The following is a 17,411-nucleotide window of genomic DNA, read 5'->3' as shown; positions in this document are numbered from 1 at the left end:
CCAACTTAGCCTGTCTGTAGAGTAGACCAGCCCATTCTGAGAGGTTTGATCTGATGGACCGCTTTCAACTGATTGGCAGGCAAGTTTGGCCACTCTGGGTTTTTGGACCTAGCCGCCGTTCGCAATCCGCTTGATCGGGGCACTGCAGTTGTATTTCGGATCGGCTAAAGTCATGATCATCCAGCGATCGACAGAGTGAGAACAAGTAACATTGGAAGCCTTTGGAACCGACACGCAAAAACGTATGGCCGTCGCTGGCGAGCACCTGATCAATCTGATCGGTGACGATCCAAGGTTTTGCAGCCACGGGCGCGGTATTCAAGTGGCCAACGAATACGACGGCGCACTGACAGATGCGATCGCAATGGCCCGCGTTCTCGGCATCACAGCGATCGAGTCCGTACAGCGCGCCAAGGTGGATGAAACCCGGACCGAAATTGAGCGACATGGCCTGAAATCAGACGTCATCTCTTGCTATCTGGGCGACCTTGGCAGCGTCGACCGCGCGCGTGAAATTTTGGCCACTCGGTCACTGCCTGACGATCTGACGGTTCGCATAATTGATCGCGAATCCCCGACTGAATGGCTTGAAGCCTTTGCTGAAATTGCATTGATCCACGGGGTGTTGCCTCCAATAGGCCCGGTGATGCGCGGCATTTCCCGCCCGGGCTTTGCGATGGTCGCCTTTGACAGCTCAGGTTCTCCGGTCGCCACCGCCGGGTCGGTCCTTTGCCATCCCCCAAGCAGCCCGCTCCACCGCCGCGCACAATGGGGACAGTTGTCGACCAGACCGGACCGTCTGGGTCAGGGGATTGCCAAAGTGCTGGGAGCAAGGGCATTGATTCATTCCCACGAAGTTCTCGGCGCAACCGGATTCAAGACCGGTATCGCGCCGGGAAACGCCCCTTCAGCGCGGCTTTGCGAAGGTCTGGGGCTAGTCGACAGCGGACAGGACATTATCGCCCTGATCGATCCTGAAATTTATGGGGAAGATCGCCTGACCAAGTGACGCAGTTCATTCGGGTTTCTTTGAGATTCCCGACGAGGCTAGATTTGTCGTCGCGCAGACCGTCCACGGCTGACCCCGACCCAATACCTCGATTGTTGCGGTCACAGATCGAACCGTTGCCCTTCGCGGCTTGGGCGAAACCTAAAGCAGGTTCCATACGCGAGGCGCGCGACAGAACTTTCTTTCGTGGTGTTGGCCGAGGCCCTCAGGGTTTTCTCGCTATAAGCCAATATGTTAAGCCCAGCGCCAGACCGATTGCTGCATAGCCCAGAAAGTATTGCGGGTCTAAACTTTTGTCGTCGAGGGTGATGATTTTTCGCGCAACCGCCATCAATGCTGTCGCGACAACCAGCTTGATGTGGATGACATCAGCGGTCAGATAAAGAGTGATATTTGTGTAGATCTCGATTGCGATAAGAACAACCAGAACAGCGCTGAAAACCGCAAGCAGGTCGCTGACCTCCAAAATGTAAACAGGCGGCTCCAGCAACTTTTGATAGGTTGTGAAACCCGCATCGATAATCGCCAAAAGGATGATGCCGAGCATGAGCACGGACAGCGCCCTAACCCCGTGGCGGATCATGCGGTTGCACCATCGAACGATGGCGTCTTCGTGATCGGGGTCTAGCTCCACATGTGCTGGGATCGGTTTGTTATCTTCGCCACTCACTATAAACTCCAGTTCCGAATTCATTCGCCAGCCTGAGAGATTTCGTCCAGATGCATCACCCGCTGCGGCCATGAGGGAACTCTCACATAAATTGGATGCGGTTTTCTAGGCTGTTCTGCTGTCTGCACTAACCCCCTGATGAACCTTCTGTCGGCTTTTCAGCAGTTTGCATCGACCGGCGGTCTGAACTTCTTGCGAAGATTGATGGATATTTAGGGCTGAGCAAACCGGATACGCTGACGTGATGGGCACCCCGAAGACCGAGGCGACATTGACTTAAAGGCACTCGAAAGCAATTCTTGATCTTGGTCGAACATATACGGATGGATTCAATCAATGACTGCTGCCTCAATACGGGCAATTCTCTCTGCTGCACTCACGTTCTTATTTGTTGTCGAAGCGACCGCGCAAGAAAACCTGTCTCGGGTTTTGTTTGTTAATGTTGACGTCTTTGACAGCAAAAACGCTGCTGTCATCGAAAACGCCAACGTCCTTGTCGAAGGAAATTTGATTTCCAGGGTTTCGACCGACCCAATAGAAACGAATGGTGCTGCCGTCATAGACGGCCAAGGGCGGACTTTGATCCCAGGGCTGATAGACGGCCACAACCATATCATGCTGCCGACCTCACCGCTGGCTCTGGCGTATAACCTCCACTGGTCATACACCGGAGCCCTTGTCACGCGTGAGGCCGAACGAATGTTGATGCGGGGCTTCACCACGTTGCGGGATGCGGGCGGGCCATCCTATGGTATCGCCAAGGCCATCGACGACGGTATCGTTCCCGGACCCCGGATTTTTACCTCGGGTCACTGGATCGGCCAGACATCGGGTCACTTTGATTTTCGTCTTTACAATGACACACATCACCGGCAGCGCACTGATCGCACCGCCTTTGAGCGCGAATGGTCGTTCATCGCCGACGGAGTGTCCGAAGTGCGGGCGGCGACGCGCGAGGTGCTGCGCCTTGGGGCCAGTCAGGTAAAAATCAGCTTGGGCGGGGGCAACTCGACCCCGTATGATCCACTGGATACGACCCACTACAGCCCAGAAGAAATCCGCGCCGCGGTGGAGGCTGCTGAGGATTGGAACACCTACGTCATTGTTCATGCCTACACTGATGAATCAGTCATTCGGGCGCTCAGGGGTGGCGTAAAGAGTATCGATCACGGCAACATGATATTCGAGGAGGAAACCATTCGCGCCATTCGCGATGCTGGTGCCATCCTCAATCCGCAGTTCCTTATTTTCACGCCGGATGAAGAGATGTTGGCCGTGGGTGATCCCGCTACCATCGAAAAGGGCGCACCGCTGCGCGAAAATGTTGAAAACTATGTTGCTTTGATCAAAAAGTACGACCTTCCGATTGCCTTCGGCGTGGACCTGTTTGGCGCGCCCGAGCTTATGGCCATGCAGAACCTTGAATTCGAGCGTCGTGGTCGTTGGTGGTCGGGGGCAGAAGTCTTGCAACAAGCCACATACAACACCGCAAAACTTGTCGAGATGTCAGGCCCACGAAATCCCTATCAGAAAGGTCCGCTTGGTGTGATTGAGGCAGGGGCATATGCCGATTTGATACTCGTTGACGGAGATCCGGTTGAGGACATCAACCTGCTGGTCGACCCCGACGCTAACTTTCTGATCATTATGAAAGATGGCGTTATCTATAAAAACACGCTTGAGAACTAAATAACTCGGTCTGCGGCTGCCTCTCATACATTCGCTAGGGCACTGGGAAATAGATGACCCGGTGACGTTGAACCCAAACAGAAAGAATATAGGCGCAAGGCGCGCCTATATCAGATGTAGGTGCGCGCATAACGTTGCATACCTACCATTAATTTTGTTCAGAAAATATGGGTGTCTTTGCCCATGATATTGCACAGCATTTGCGCATAACTTTGCACGATTTACCCAAAAGTTTGCGCGTTTCGCGACACACACTAAATCGGGGGCTGTCGTAGCGCGACTCTATCAACTTAAACACGCCAAATCTCAATCAAAAGTGCATTCTAATTGGCTAGACTCAACCCATACCACACCTAGGTAGTAAAAATTCCAAAATGAAGTGGTCAAGAGAGGTATGGCAGACCCTGTCATTCCGACAAGCTTGCAAACGGAAAAGGCAACCGAGGTGCTATTCACCGCCTACTATATGGAAGGTATGATGAAGCTGAAAACTAACGTTGCCAACGCTGCCTAATACCATCAGGCAGGTTTGGATTTTACGGACCTTTCGATCCAAGACAGGCTTAGGAGGAGCTTGGCCGATGACACACCCCGCATTTACCTCAGACTCTGTGGCCGTGATCACCGGGGGTGCTTCCGGCATTGGCCTCGCCGCCGCTGTGAAGTTCGCGCAAATGGGAATGCGCATTGTTGTTGTTGATCGAGACACCGAGAAACTGGCGGCCGCGGCAAACATAGTGTCTGCCGCTGGCGCGGCCGATGTTATGACGTCTGAGACAGATGTCAGTGATCGTTCGCAGTTAGAGGCGTTGGAGCGGATGGTGGCAGACCGCTACGGAGGGACAGATATTCTGATGAACAATGCCGGTGTCGGAGGCAATTCATCGACCATTGGGGACACCGCGGCTTGGGACAATATGCTGGGTGTAAACCTGTGGGGTCCGATCCACGGCACCCAGGTCTTCGCGCCAAACATGATCGCCCGTGGCAGACCAGGCGCAATTATCAATACAGGGTCCAAACAAGGCATCACGACCCCGCCAGGTAACCCGGCTTACAATGTCTCAAAGGCGGCTCTCAAAGCCTTTACCGAGGCACTGTCCCACGAGCTCAGAACGGGTCCAGGTCATCAGATTACCGCGCATCTACTGATCCCTGGATTCGTCTATACCGGCATGATCTCCGTGCCCGAGAAGCCTGCCTCTGCCTGGACCGCTGAGCAGACTGTCGACTTCTTTGTCGAAAGCGTGAACCGCGGGGATTTCTACATCGTCTGCCCCGACAATGACGTTTCGCGCGACACTGATGAGAAACGCATCGCTTGGAGCGCTGGAGACATCATTGAAAATCGCCCACCTCTCAGCCGATGGCATCCAGACTATAAGGAAGCATTCGCGGATTTCATGGCGAAGTCTGGCCAATCAACGCTGTAGTCCAACAATTATGGCAAGTTGACGATTGAAGACTGCCGGCAGCTTTACCGGTTGTCGGCAGCCTGAGTTCTGAACAGCCAAAAAGTTCGATATGACGAAACAAAAGGTTTTCAGAATGCGTCTTGGCCTGGCGGCGCTGAATAAGCTGCGACTTGTTCCGGCTCTCAGCGCTGAGAAGCGTGGCGTGTCAATTATTTTCCGGCGGTTAACTTCGGTAGAATTGTTGGCCGTTGTCCTGATCCTGTTTGCAACGGCGACCCTAACCAGTGTTACGACACCTCTCGTCAATCTCTGACGGCTTAAAGTGTTTAGGAAACATCGACTGCAGCACAAACAGGCAGATCTTCAAAGCCTCCGAGGGTTTGAAAATATCTGAGTGCAAATGGTAGTCGGTCCAAAGCCCTTCCAGCAAAGCAACCAACGCGTCTGTTGCAAGTTTGGCGCTTACATCCTCGTACTCGCCTTCGCGCTTTATTTGTTCCAACAACTCTAGGATCACCGCGCGGAAACCTTTGTCTCGCGAGTCGATAAAAGGAAATATGTGAGGGTTTGAGAGCGCTTCAGCCCGAAAGGAAAACCAGATCGCGACGTCCCGCGCATTAAGGACCAAGGGGTCGAAATCTGCCTTTATGATAGAGACTAGCTTGTCTGCCGGGTCTAACTCCGGATTGACTGCAATGGCCTTCCACTGCTCCGCGTAGCGGACTGACAACTCCTCAGCCACCGCAAGAAGCAGCTTTTCCTTGGAACCAAAGTGTAGGTTGACCATCCCTTGCGATAATCCCGACAACTCTTGGATTCTGGCCGAAGTTGTTCCGCGTATTCCGTATCTATAAATGGCGTCCGCAGCCGATTGGATCAGCAGCTTTCGGTTCTGCAATTTACCCAGATCTCGGGCATTGGTTGGGGTATCACGCTCGAGAGTAATCTTATTTCTCCTTCGCTGGGGTAGTCGCCTTTGTCTTCTCGCATTTAGCAATACGACAGTTCAAGGATTGACATTGAATGAATGCTTGTTCATTTTGTGATTTATATTACATTAAGGTGCTGCATGACCCTTTTCAACTCAGACTTTCGGTCCATACGAGAATGGGACGACGAACACTTCCTGCACCCGTGGGAAGGTATGTCACACCTTGGTCAAAATGAACGAACCTTTGCCGAAAGCGGACTTGGCGTTCATGTCGTCACTGAGGACGGAAAGCGCCTGATAGACGGCCCTGCTGGCATGTGGTGCGTTCAATTGGGCTATGGAAACACCGAGATTGCCGATGCGATGGCTCAGCAGGCGAAAGAGATGGCGTATTTTTCGCCCTTCAACAACGCCAACTCAACTCCGGCCCGTTTGGCACATGAAATCGCCAAGAGAACGCCGGGAGATTTGAACCATGTATTCTTCACGACCGGTGGTTCAACGGCCGTGGATAGTGCGCTGCGGTTTGTACAGTTCCGCAATAACCTGCTGGGAAAACCTCAAAAGAAAATCGTGATATCGCGACAGAAAGCTTATCACGGATCGACTTATCTGGCGGCGTCAGTGTCCGGAAAAGAGCGCGACAAAGGTTGGCTGGACCAGGCAAGTCACCTGACGCGTTTCCTACCGAATGTGAACCCGTATACACGTCGCTCCGATCAGACGGTCGACGATTTTCTGGACGAAAAAATAGCGGATCTGGAAAACATGATCCTGCAGACTGGAGCAGACAAAGTCGCCGCTTTCATCGCAGAACCGATCCTGTGCTCTGGAGGCGTCATCGTGCCGCCGCGGGGGTATCATCAGCGCTGTCTTGAAATCTGCCGGAAGTACGATGTCCTTTACATTTCAGACGAGGTCGTCACCGGGTTCGGGCGACTTGGGCATTGGTTTGCTTCCGAAGACGTCTTTGGGATTAAGCCCGACATCATAACCTGCGCCAAAGGCATGACGTCTGGGTACGTCCCCATGGGGGCTTGTATCATCTCTGACCGGCTGATTGCAGATCTAAGCGGAGACAATGCGCAAAACGCTACGTTTTCAAACGGCTTCACTTATTCAGGCCATCCAGTAAGCGCGGCGGCAGGCCTGAAGACGATTGAAATCATGGAGCGCGACGGCGTTCTGGAACATGTCCGTGCAATCACGCCGCTCTTCGAAGAGCGCCTCCAGGCTCTGGCAGATTTGCCGCTCGTCGGTGATACGCGCGGCATGGGGCTGGTTGGCTGCGTCGAATGTGTTGCAGACGCACAAGCAGATAATGCACTGGACCTAGATAAATCTGTCGGCGCCCTGATTGACCATCATTGTCAGGAGAACGGGTTGATCCTGCGGCCGATTATCAACATGTGCGTGTTTTCCCCACCTCTGATTATTACGGAAGGCGAGTTGAGCCAGATGTTCGACATCCTTGAAAAAGGTATCCGGCTGGCAACCGAAGACCTAAAGCAGCAGGGTACATTTAAACCTTAGGAACTACCTCGGCGCGCCATCGCAATTTTCATGGCTGCGATGCCTTCGCTTAAGTGCGCTGCGTTTACCCTGCCCGCATCACCTCTGGTGGCAATTTGATCGGGAACTTGGACCGAACCTCCGCATCCGCCTTGCTGCCAAAATAGTTTGGATAGTGATTGGATAGAATATCGTTCACGACCGACCGGCTCCGTTCAAACATATCCTGACGACCGGCTTTTTCCCAAGTATCGGTTAGCTCCCGATCCATCAGGGTTGGATAGACATACTCAGTCTCCATGTATTGCAAGGTCTGCGTGTTGCCGAGGAAATGACCGGGGTCAATCGCACATTCGTGGATGACGTCGACCGACAGCGTGTCGTCGCTCACCTCGATACCACGCAGGGTTCGTGAGATCATGCCCGCTGCCTCGTTGTCGATGACCATGGACTCAAAGCTGCAACCCATCAGGCTGCCAAGCATACCGCCAAATTCGCAGAGCCTGTTGGCCCCGGCATGGGCCGCCAATGCGAAAGTTAACGCCTTTTCGAGACCATATTGTGCGTCAGGGATTTTAGAATCCGTCATGCCGCAACCGACGCTGGTCGGCAGGTTGTAGAAATTGCCCATTTGGATAGCTGCCGCGGATATCAACGCCTGCTCACCACTGCCACCCGTGAATGAACCAGTTCGCAGATCAGTAATAAACGGCCAAGCTGCAAAGACGACGGGGGTGCCCGGGTTAATCAGATTGGCAATTGCGACGCAAGATAGGGTCTCGGCTACGGCTTGCGCCAAAGTCCCGGCCAGAGGCGCAGGCGACGTCGCCCCAGCTTGTGGCGGAACAGCCAAATCGCAGACAAGCCCCATCTTCGCTGTATCAATCAGGATCTCCAAGTTTTCCCGCCCAAACCGGAGCGGGGATACTATGGGACAACCGCCAAAAATGACCGAGGGTTTTTCGAGGAATTTACCCTCGCCGCCTGATGCCAGATCGAACAGATGAATCGCGTCCTGAATATGCTCTCGAGTGCGGAACGTCAGACAAGATGGTTTTTCGCTACCCGCCAGAATGGCGTAGAGCATGCTCATGTCGTGCTCGTAGTCCTGCGGCACATCCGTTGCCAGAACTGTATCACCGGTCATGTGGATGTTGTCGAGCCGGTCAACCAATCGGGTAAAGTCGTAAATGTCCTTGAGCGTCGACGGCCGGTAACTGCGAGTTTCCGCATCAAACGTTGTCACTGCGGTGCCGGAGTTCGCATAGTACACCTTGTCTTTGGTGCAGTGCATGTCATCCTTACCGGCCCGCGATCCGCGTGCATGGACATAGAACTCACTGGCCGCCTTAGCCAGAATGTCTTCCATCAACGCGCGAGGAAAGCACAGCCTACCATGCTCGTTCACCGTCGCCCCTTTAGGCAGCACGAGATCGAGAACTTCCTGCGTTGGATCACCGACTCCCGTACGCTCCAGAATGCTAAGGGCGGCCTCGTGAATATTTGACATGTCAGCATCTGAAAGGGGCTTGTAGCGCCCACCCGAAATGCCCGGCCAGATCGCTTGCGAAGCGACGTTGCTGGTTCGCACGGCTGCACGTGCTTCGCGCCCACCCCCGCGCCGTCTTGATCTGCGCTTCGTTAATTCTGTCATAGTATTTCTCCGAATTCTGAGCGTGTCAGATCATGCTGAAGTAATTGCGATAGAAACCCGGAATGCTCCATTCCATCTCGGACAGCGGCCCCGGCACGAAGCGGTGGGAGTTCACGCCCTCTTGATTGTGACGGATGATCCGCTCATCATCGAGCGACGTGACGTGCCAGAGCCATGTAATGGCATCCTTGTTATAGTCCCGACCTTCTTCAGCATCGCCGCGCACATACCAGACGATCTGAATATCCGTTTCCTGCAGCGCGCGTGGGACGAACCGGTAGCCAACCACGTGATCCGCATAAACAAGGAAGTAGTTCAGCGTCCCGATCCCCAGATCGGTGGCACCGCCATCGTGACCTTTCAGTTCACCCAAAGGCGGCGCCAGCGAAGCGCCATCCTTACTACCGGTCAAATAGCCTGGAAACAGCGGGTAGCGGCGCCAATAGACATCTGCACCCGGGGCGAGCGCGTTATCTCCGGTCAGGTCCAGCTCCTCAACGGGCACTCCGGCTTCTTTCATCCGCTCATGAAGTGCGCCGCTGAACTCCAGAACCTGAGCGGGGTCTTTCAGCGAATGGCTGCGCGAATAGTCCTGATGAGACGGCGCGCAGTGATAGCATTCCAGGTAATTCTCCAATGCCAGTTTCCAATTTGCTGGAACCGGGTATGAGGCTTCATGAGCGACCTTCAGGTTTTCAAAGTCGAACGGTTTTGACAGTGGGGCCAACCGTTCCAACGCAGAATCTAGCGGCGGGGCGTCTTCAGCTACGCAGACAAAAATCAGACCTTGGAATATCTTCACCTGAACCGGGAACAATCCGTATTGGCCCGGGTCGAAATTCGACCCCATTGAACGTCCGTTTCGTAGCTTACCGTTCAGATCAAAAGTCCACGCATGATAGGGGCAGATGAAATTGCGTGCCTTGCCTTTCCGTTCAATGCAAACCCGCGATCCCCGGTGGCGGCAAACGTTCAGATGCGCGCGTACCTCGCCTTCGCGATCCCGAACGATGATGATGGACTCGGGCCCATAGTCGAACAGGAAATAGTCCCCCGGTTCTGCGACCTGACTAACATGGCCGACCCAGATCCAGTTACGGTTCCAGAACGCGCCGATATCGTTCTCGTATACTGCTTGAGACGTATAGAAGTGACGAGGCAGGGCGAACCCTTCCTGTTGCGCGTCCATCAAATCGCGCATTACTTGCAGGTCATCTTTTGGCATTGCGCACCTCATGCAGATTCAAGGGAAATGACTTCCCGGCGGAAGAATTCACGGTCGATGTCGTCCGCGTTACGTTCGAAATTTCGGGCAGCCATGTGACCCGAATATACAGCATCCGCGATCAAGCCGGGGTTTGCGGCATCTCCGATCAATTCCAACGTTTTCAGCGGACTTGCTGTCAAACCGCAAAGCTCGTCGTAAAGAGTGGTTTCTCGCATTCGCTGCGTCACCAGTACCACGGAGCTGCATTCAATGGAGTTCTCTCGCCCCGTGTAGACGCACTGCAATGTCGCCTGGCCGGGCGCGACACCGGCCAAGGTCTGGGACAGGTTCAGACGAACGCCTTTTTCCAACAGACTGCGTTGCACTTTAGTCTGCTCCAACGTCAATTCGGTAAACGGCGAAACTATTGAGGCCGGCGTTACAAAGACAACCTCTCGCCCAACCTGAGCCAAATGATCAGCCAAGACTCCACCGAGATAGGCTTGATCATCATCGTAGACCACAATCGGGCCGTCCTGCGGCATGACTCCGGCCACAATGTCATCCGGAGTGAAAACCTGAGAACCTAAACCGATTGGTGCACCGTGAAATGCAGATTTCCCGCGTCCGTCTCGCCGCCATTTTGCGCCGGTTGCAACAAAGACGTTCGGTATACCCAACTCGATGACCTCACTGGCTGACAAACGGCTGTCGGTGAACAGTTGAACGTTCCCGCGTTGTTGCAGGTCGTAGATTCTGTGATCTGTCACGCGCTTCCAAGCGGATAGCCCAGTCAGGGCAGCTTCCTGCATCACACGACCGCCGAACTCTTGCTTTGCTTCCGCCAGAGTTACCTCGTAGCCCCGCCGCGCCAATTGCATGGCGCTTTCAAGTCCGGCTGGTCCGCTGCCGACAACAAGCGCGGCTTCCTCTTTTACCCGACGCTCAATGATCTCAGGATGCCATTTCCTCCGCCACTCTTCACCCATAGTCGGGTTTTGGGTGCAGCGTATTGGGACGCCGAGAGAGTCGGATGAAACACAGATATTGCAACCGATACACTCACGTATTTCTTCGATGCGATCTTCCCTGATTTTGTTGGGCAGAAACGGATCGGCGATGGATGGTCTCGCCGCGCCGATAAAATCGAGGATGCCCTTCTTGACCAGTGACGCCATCAAGTCCGGCGACGTAAGACGCCCGACGCCCACAACAGGCTTAGAAGTCACCTGTTTCACGAACTCGATATATGAGGTTTGAAAGCCGTCGCGGGGCTCGAACCGGGTCGTCGCAGAGTCGTTGCTCCAATCCGCCACATTAACATCCCAAAGGTCTGGAAGCTCGGCCAGCAATTCGACTACTGCACGGCCTTCTTCCTGCGCTTGCATCCCCTCTGACCCGAGCATTTCATCAACCGCAAACCGAAGGGCAATGGCGCAATCATCTCCGACCTCTTCCTTGGTTTCTTCCAGAAGCTCGCGGGTCAGTCGCACCCGGTTCTCCAACGAACCTCCATATTCATCCGTCCGATCATTGAACTGTGGCAGCAGAAAATGATGAGGCAATGTCATGTGATGCCCCGCATAGACATACACAATGTCGAACCCGGCTTCGCGCGAGCGACGAGCCGCCGCGCGATGCCACTTGCGAAATTCTCGAATGTCAGCCTTGTCCATTGCCCTTGCCTGTTTCGGGTATGGAGTCTGCAAGACAAGTTCTGATGGGGCCAGAAGGGGCGCGCGGGTCAGGTGGTTTTGGGCATGGTGCCCGTTATGCGCCAATTGGATTGCCGCGAGCGAGCCCTTCTCATGAATTGAGTTGGTTATCAGACGCAGTGCGGGAATATCCTGAGCGTCCCAAATTCGGTTTTCAGAATAAGGAGACAAATCCGAAGTCGGATGAATCTCGGCCTCCTGAGTGGACACCACCGCCCAACCGCCCTCGGCTTTCATCGCCCGCATGGCAGCTTCGGCCTGAGGTCGCAAATGACCCAAACCATTGCAGTGGGGCACCTGGTAGAACCGGTTTCGAGCCGTTACTGGCCCGATCTTGACCGGTTCGAAGAGAACAGAATATTCGTCAGCGCCTGACATTGCCGCGCTTCCTCCAAGGAAATTGGAAATTGGTTCGTGGGAATGGAAGGATTTCTACGCCCCCACCATTCCCGGCTGTGTTGTAAGAGTGCCCTTAGAAGCCAGCTTTGATGCGCTCGAATTCCTTCAACATCTTGGCCTCCAGCTCGGGGTTAACAGCGTCAAAGAACAGGCTGCCTTCAAAGAAGCTGTCCACATCCGAAAACCCGTAGGTTTCGATCAGCTCCGGGTCTGCCTGTGCAAAAGCGTCTTCATTGGCGTGGGCGTAACCCCAGCTTTCAATGATGTATTTACCGCTTGCCGCAGAGCTGAGCGCGTTCAGCATGTCATAGACTTGCTCATCCGACTGCTTGGCAGATTTCAGATGCACATAACCGCAGACCCAAGTTGCGATACCTTTGTCCACATCACGCATCATGACCGCTGGCGTTTCGTTCCAGATCAGGTTCAGTTCCGATTGGTTCCATCCCCAACCCAGCGTGACCTCACCGCTGGCAATTGCCTGATCCAGTTGGCCAGCGTCAGACCAATAAAAGCGCACGTTTGGATGAATCGCGCGCAAGTAGTCCGCCGCTTTTTGGAATTCCTCGTCACTCATATCGGTATAGCTGGAGGCGCCAGTTGCCAATGCCGCCATTGCAAAGGCACTGGAAGCGGCGTCCGGAATGGCGACTTTGCCCTGATATGCAGGATCGGCAAGCAATTGCAGCGAAACGTCATCTGCCGAAATCATATCGGTTCGATAGATAAGACCAGTATTGCCCCATTCGAACGGAACCATGTAGGTCTGCCCATCAATGGTGATGCCATCGACCTCTTTGATCTTGGGCATCAGCTTGTCCCAGTTTTCCAGCTTGCTGGTATCAATCGGCTTGATCATGTCTGCCGCTACCCACTTTCTCAGGGCATCCGTGCAGGGATGGGCCAAATCAGCTTCAAAACCGGACTGAAGCTTTGTGAACGCTTCTTCCACGCTGCCAAAATAGGTGTAGCTGGGCGCGCCGCCGTACTTTTCGACATAGTCGCCGTAGAAACCCTGATCCTCATATCCGGACCAGTCAAAAACGGTCAGATCAGCGGCGTTCGCCAGAGCTTGGCTGGCGGCAAAGGTGGCAACTACTGCTGCCATAAGTGATGCTGTTTTACTCATTTGTCTCCTCCCAAAGATTCACGTTTACCCAAGTCAATTACCGAGGCGCTTTGAACGCCAAGCCAGACGGTATCGCCGCGCGTGTGATCGACCGTGTGAAAGTAGTTCGGTACTGCGACGGCGATACTGTCTTTCAGACCATCGACGCGCACATAGTAGTGGACACTCTCTCCATAAAAGGCGACGTCCGAAACCTCGCCCTGAACAAGAGCATCGTACCCATCCGGCTTTTCCGCACTGATTTCCAATTGCTCAGGACGAACGCCGACAAGAAGTTCCTTGTCATGCACCTGGACGTTGGGGTTCACCCCGATTTCCATCTTCCCAAAGCCCTTAACGTTGACTTCAAGCGTTTCAGCATTCTCTGCAGTCACTTCGGCATCCAGAAAGTTCATTCCACCGATGAAAGAAGCCACTTCCCGGTTACACGGTTGGGAATACAGGACCTCTGGCTTATCCACCTGCTTGAGCTGCCCCGCAAACATGACGCCTATACGGTCGGACATGGTCATCGCCTCGTATTGATCATGCGTGACCATTACAAAAGTTATTCCAAGCTTCTGCTGAAGACGGCGCATTTCCAATTGCATCGCTTCGCGCAGATTTTTGTCCAACGCAGATAATGGCTCATCTAGCAGTAAAACCTTGGGTCGCATGACGAGCGCGCGGGCGAGCGCTACTCGTTGCCGCTGACCTCCCGACAACTCGTTGGCCTTACGGTCCTGAAGGCCGCCAAGCTCAACCATCTCAAGCGCCTCGGCAACGCGTTCTTTAATTTCCTTCCGCGAAAGCTTGGTCTTGCGTAATCCGAAGCCAACATTGTCGCCGACATTCAGGTGCGGAAAGATCGCATAACTTTGGAACACCATATTGGTGGGACGCTTGTTCGCAGGCACCTCTCCCATCGTTCGACCATCGATCCGAATCTCGCCCTCTTCGTGATCCTGGAAACCCGCGATGATGCGCAAAGCCGTCGTCTTGCCGCATCCCGAAGGGCCAAGAAGCGAAAAGAACTCACCCTCTTTCAAGGTCAGGTTCAGATTGGACACAGCAACAAAACCTCCAAAGCGCTTCTCAACGCCCTTGATTTCGATGATGTTCTGTTCGCTCATCTTGCTTGTTTCCTTTGGCTTCAATCTGACGATTGGATGGAACGGCGGCGGAAATATTCGGCGATCAACAACAGCAGGACCGAGGACAGCAAAAGCAGCGATCCTAGGGCCAACGTGTTGGGCAATTTTGCCGGGAAGCGGATCTGGCTCCAGATATAGACCGGCAATGTCGGGCTGTTCCCGGATAAGAAAAAGGCCAGAACGAACTCGTCAAACGACACCGTAAACGTGACCAAAAGGCTGGCGACAATACCCGGCGCTACGATTGGGAGGGTAACACGCCGAAACGTTCCTACGACGCTTTCACCAAGATCGAATGCGGCCTCCTCCAAGGACTGGTCGAAATCGTCAAATGCAGATTTCATAATCGATACGGAAAATGGCAACGCTACGAACACATGCCCAAGGATCACGGTGGTCAGCGATGGTTTCAAGCCGATGCTGATGAACAGAACCAGCATCGAACTGGCCACGATGATGCCGGGAATGACCAGTGGAAGCATGACCAGTCCCTCAGACAACTCACGCCCCGTGAAACGATACCGAACGTAGGCGCGAGCCGCGAAAAGACCCAGAGATGTTGCCATCAGCGCAGTCACACTGCCGACGATCAACGAGTTCACCATAGCCTGTAGCAGCGTGTCCTGCTGCCCCAACTGTGCGTACCACTTCAACGTGAATCCCTTTAGTGGGAAGGCTACGATAGTTCCGTCGTTGAACGAAAACAGTGGCAATAGCAAAACCGGCAGGTAGAGAAACACCAGATAGGCAATCGCATAAACCAGCAACCATGAGAAACGAAATGCCTTGGTCATCTGATCCTCCGGCCCAATGCGGTGACGACCACCACGAACAGGATTGCAACGCAGCCGACTGAAAGCATGGCAAGAAGAGACAGGGTTGCACCCAACGGCCAGTTATTGGCGGCACCAAACTGCACTTGGATCAAGTTCGCCACCATTTTGCCCTGCGATCCACCGACTAAGGCCGGAGTGACGTAATCGCCCACCGTTGGGATGAAAATGATCAGGCAGGCCGCAATGACCCCCGGCACCGTCAGAGGCAGTGTCACGCGAACGAACCTTTCAAGCTTATTGCAGCCAAGGTCGGTTGCAGCCTCCAATAGGCTGCGGTCGATCTTTTGCAGCGATACATAGATCGGCAGGATAGCAAACGGTGCCCAGGCGTGGGCGAGCGTAAGGACAACAGCGAATTCGTTGTAGAGCAAGAATGTCAGCGGCTCTTGTATCAAACCAAGTGAAATCAGCGCAGAGTTCAACACCCCATTGAAGCCAAGAATTAGTTTCCAGCTGAACACGCGCAGAAGGTAGCTGCTCCAAAAGGGAATAGTGATCAGCAACAGCCAGAGGGTCTTCTTCTGTGTCCGAAACGCGATGAAGTATGCAATCGGATAGGCAAGACAAACCGTTGCCAATGTCACCGCGCCTGCAATTGCGACCGAACGGATCATTAGGTGTCGAACCAATGGGTCGGTAAACGCCTCTTGGTAGTTTGCCCAAGTCAAGGTCCGGTCGATCTCAACATAGGTCTGGGTCCAAAAACTGTAAGCGACGAGAATGCAAAGCGGCACGGCGACAAGCAGACCGACGTAGAGCGTCGCAGGTGCGCTCAGTGCGAGGCCCTTGCCCGTTTCACTTCGTAGTACTCCGGCCATTCTTCCCTGCTGAACTTTGCTTTTTGGTGGCGCGACCATGTCGATCACAAAATGGACAATCGTCCATTTAAATCTGGAATTTTTGGACTAGTTGTGTCAACTGATAATTTCGAAACCGGGGATGGCCAATTTCACACTGGCCGCTAGAAGGCACCGCAAGAGACTGAAAACAAACAGAGCCGCCTGAACCAATGACTGGAAGACGACAAGAAATACGCGAGCGAAACCGCCTTTCCCTGATCGAGGCAGTACTCGACTCGGTCGCAGAAATAGGGATTTCCGAGACCTCAGTCAGCGAAATCATTCAACGGGCCGAGCTGTCCCGTGGCATGATTCACCTTCATTTCGGCGGCAAGGACAACTTGGTTGACGAAGCCGCCCGCTACTCATCCGAACAATACTACAATGGAATTTATGACTTGTTGGAAACGACCGGGCAAACCGGACAAGAACATATTGAGATGATTGTTCGGGGCGACCTGAGTGAAACTATTCTCAATAAGAAAAACGTTTCCATTTGGTACGCGTTTCGAGGCGAGGCCCGAAATAGAGCAGCAATCGCTGCGTTTTCAGATACCCGCGACGCTAAGCTTCGTAATCTGGTTTTCAACGCTTTCGCTCGAATTGCGAAAGAAGCCGGAACCGAACACCCTAATCAAGTTGCCAGGGACGCTACACACGGCACACTCGCGATGCTGGAAGGCATGTGGACCGATTACCTACTCCACCCGGATTCATTTGACCGCGACGAAGCGATGAGAATTGTTTTTCGTTTTCTGCGGGCGATGTTCCCGAAGCATTTTGACCTGAGCGGCGCTTTGTTGTCTGAGTAGAGCTTGAGACAGGTTTCCCATCTAGTCACCAAAGGACCGGAGAATCCACATCTTTCAGCCATCATGATGGAAGCACGGTACGAACGCAAAAAAACCAATTAAACAGGCGCTATCCGCAAATCAAAATTGATGAATGGTGCCTTAAAAAATCTGCGATAAATTCATAAGGGGACGGTGCGAAGTTCAGTATCCGGGCTAAAATACAATGTGGAAGGCGGCGCGGCGGAGGTTGGGGTTTTGCCTTACCTGCGGAGCTGAATGGCAAACCAGGCCCAGCACACTTGCTCGAATTGCAAGATGAACTTGGACTTTCGCAGGATCAGGTGGAAAAAATTGAGACGATCTATTCAGAAATGCGCGAACAGGCAATCGTTGCAGGCGAACGGTTTATTGAGGCCGAAGCGGCGTTGAGCGAAGCGTTAGCCGGTGACCAGCTAGACTTAGCCGAGCTATACAAACTT

General features: G+C 53.6%; 15 protein-coding genes. 6 read left to right on the top strand and 9 right to left on the bottom strand.

All coding sequences use genetic code 11. The features are described 5' to 3' along the window. Window positions 1-244: 244 nt before the first annotated feature. Complete coding sequence (locus ACR0LH_RS20610) at window positions 245-1,009, top strand: hypothetical protein (RefSeq protein WP_480722291.1); 765 nt, start codon at window positions 245-247, stop codon at window positions 1,007-1,009. A gap of 205 nt (window positions 1,010-1,214) precedes the next feature. Here the strand turns inward: ACR0LH_RS20610 and ACR0LH_RS20605 are convergent, their stop codons facing one another. Beyond that, window positions 1,215-1,751: a phosphate-starvation-inducible PsiE family protein gene (locus ACR0LH_RS20605; protein ID WP_480722290.1), complete on the bottom strand. Its 537-nt coding sequence runs from the start codon at window positions 1,749-1,751 to the stop codon at window positions 1,215-1,217. Between the two features lie 264 nt (window positions 1,752-2,015). On the opposite strand from ACR0LH_RS20605, the gene ACR0LH_RS20600 reads away from it, so the two are divergent. Together ACR0LH_RS20600 and ACR0LH_RS20595 are read left to right on the top strand one after the other, a co-directional pair. Next, complete coding sequence (locus tag ACR0LH_RS20600) at window positions 2,016-3,368, top strand: metal-dependent hydrolase family protein (RefSeq protein ID WP_480722289.1); 1,353 nt, start codon at window positions 2,016-2,018, stop codon at window positions 3,366-3,368. 581 nt (window positions 3,369-3,949) lie between these two features. Next, window positions 3,950-4,801 (top strand): SDR family NAD(P)-dependent oxidoreductase, encoded by an 852-nt coding sequence (locus ACR0LH_RS20595; protein WP_480722287.1) that lies wholly within the window; start codon window positions 3,950-3,952, stop codon window positions 4,799-4,801. Between the two features lie 259 nt (window positions 4,802-5,060). Here the strand turns inward: ACR0LH_RS20595 and ACR0LH_RS20590 are convergent, their stop codons facing one another. Further along, entirely contained in the window at window positions 5,061-5,681 is a 621-nt protein-coding gene (locus ACR0LH_RS20590) for a TetR/AcrR family transcriptional regulator (RefSeq protein WP_480722285.1), read from the bottom strand. Window positions 5,682-5,852: 171 nt separating this feature from the next. Here ACR0LH_RS20590 and ACR0LH_RS20585 point away from each other — a divergent pair, with 171 nt between their 5' ends. Beyond that, entirely contained in the window at window positions 5,853-7,247 is a 1,395-nt protein-coding gene (locus ACR0LH_RS20585) for an aminotransferase (RefSeq protein ID WP_480722284.1), read from the top strand. Between the two features lie 64 nt (window positions 7,248-7,311). Here the strand turns inward: ACR0LH_RS20585 and ACR0LH_RS20580 are convergent, their stop codons facing one another. The 7 genes from ACR0LH_RS20580 to ACR0LH_RS20550 form a co-directional block, all read right to left on the bottom strand. Next, window positions 7,312-8,880, bottom strand: coding sequence for a trimethylamine methyltransferase family protein (locus ACR0LH_RS20580; protein WP_170805134.1), 1,569 nt, complete (start codon window positions 8,878-8,880; stop codon window positions 7,312-7,314). A gap of 25 nt (window positions 8,881-8,905) precedes the next feature. Beyond that, the gene (locus tag ACR0LH_RS20575) at window positions 8,906-10,105 is read right to left on the bottom strand and encodes an aromatic ring-hydroxylating oxygenase subunit alpha (RefSeq protein ID WP_480722283.1); all 1,200 of its coding nucleotides are present in this window, start codon (window positions 10,103-10,105) and stop codon (window positions 8,906-8,908) included. Between the two features lie 8 nt (window positions 10,106-10,113). Then, window positions 10,114-12,180: an oxidoreductase gene (locus ACR0LH_RS20570; RefSeq protein ID WP_480722282.1), complete on the bottom strand. Its 2,067-nt coding sequence runs from the start codon at window positions 12,178-12,180 to the stop codon at window positions 10,114-10,116. Between the two features lie 94 nt (window positions 12,181-12,274). After that, on the bottom strand, window positions 12,275-13,330 hold the full coding sequence (locus ACR0LH_RS20565) for an extracellular solute-binding protein (protein ID WP_170699540.1): 1,056 nt from the start codon (window positions 13,328-13,330) through the stop codon (window positions 12,275-12,277). After that, window positions 13,327-14,442 carry an ABC transporter ATP-binding protein gene (locus ACR0LH_RS20560; RefSeq protein ID WP_480722281.1) on the bottom strand — a complete coding sequence of 372 codons (1,116 nt, stop codon included), beginning with the start codon at window positions 14,440-14,442 and terminating at the stop codon, window positions 13,327-13,329. Before ACR0LH_RS20560 ends, ACR0LH_RS20565 begins: the two co-directional genes overlap by 4 nt. A gap of 20 nt (window positions 14,443-14,462) precedes the next feature. Next, window positions 14,463-15,257 carry an ABC transporter permease gene (locus ACR0LH_RS20555; RefSeq protein WP_170568088.1) on the bottom strand — a complete coding sequence of 265 codons (795 nt, stop codon included), beginning with the start codon at window positions 15,255-15,257 and terminating at the stop codon, window positions 14,463-14,465. Beyond that, entirely contained in the window at window positions 15,254-16,117 is an 864-nt protein-coding gene (locus ACR0LH_RS20550) for an ABC transporter permease (protein WP_170797812.1), read from the bottom strand. Before ACR0LH_RS20550 ends, ACR0LH_RS20555 begins: the two co-directional genes overlap by 4 nt. Before the next feature lie 191 nt (window positions 16,118-16,308). On the opposite strand from ACR0LH_RS20550, the gene ACR0LH_RS20545 reads away from it, so the two are divergent. After that, on the top strand, window positions 16,309-16,950 hold the full coding sequence (locus ACR0LH_RS20545; RefSeq protein ID WP_480722280.1) for a TetR family transcriptional regulator C-terminal domain-containing protein: 642 nt from the start codon (window positions 16,309-16,311) through the stop codon (window positions 16,948-16,950). A gap of 281 nt (window positions 16,951-17,231) precedes the next feature. After that, a partial coding sequence (locus ACR0LH_RS20540) for a hypothetical protein (RefSeq protein ID WP_480722279.1) occupies window positions 17,232-17,411 on the top strand: 180 nt, incomplete at its 3' end.

Source organism: Ruegeria sp. CL6 (assembly GCF_056536465.1).
The sequence above is the reverse complement of the archived record's forward strand: the minus strand, read 5'-3'. Positions and strand labels throughout refer to the sequence as shown.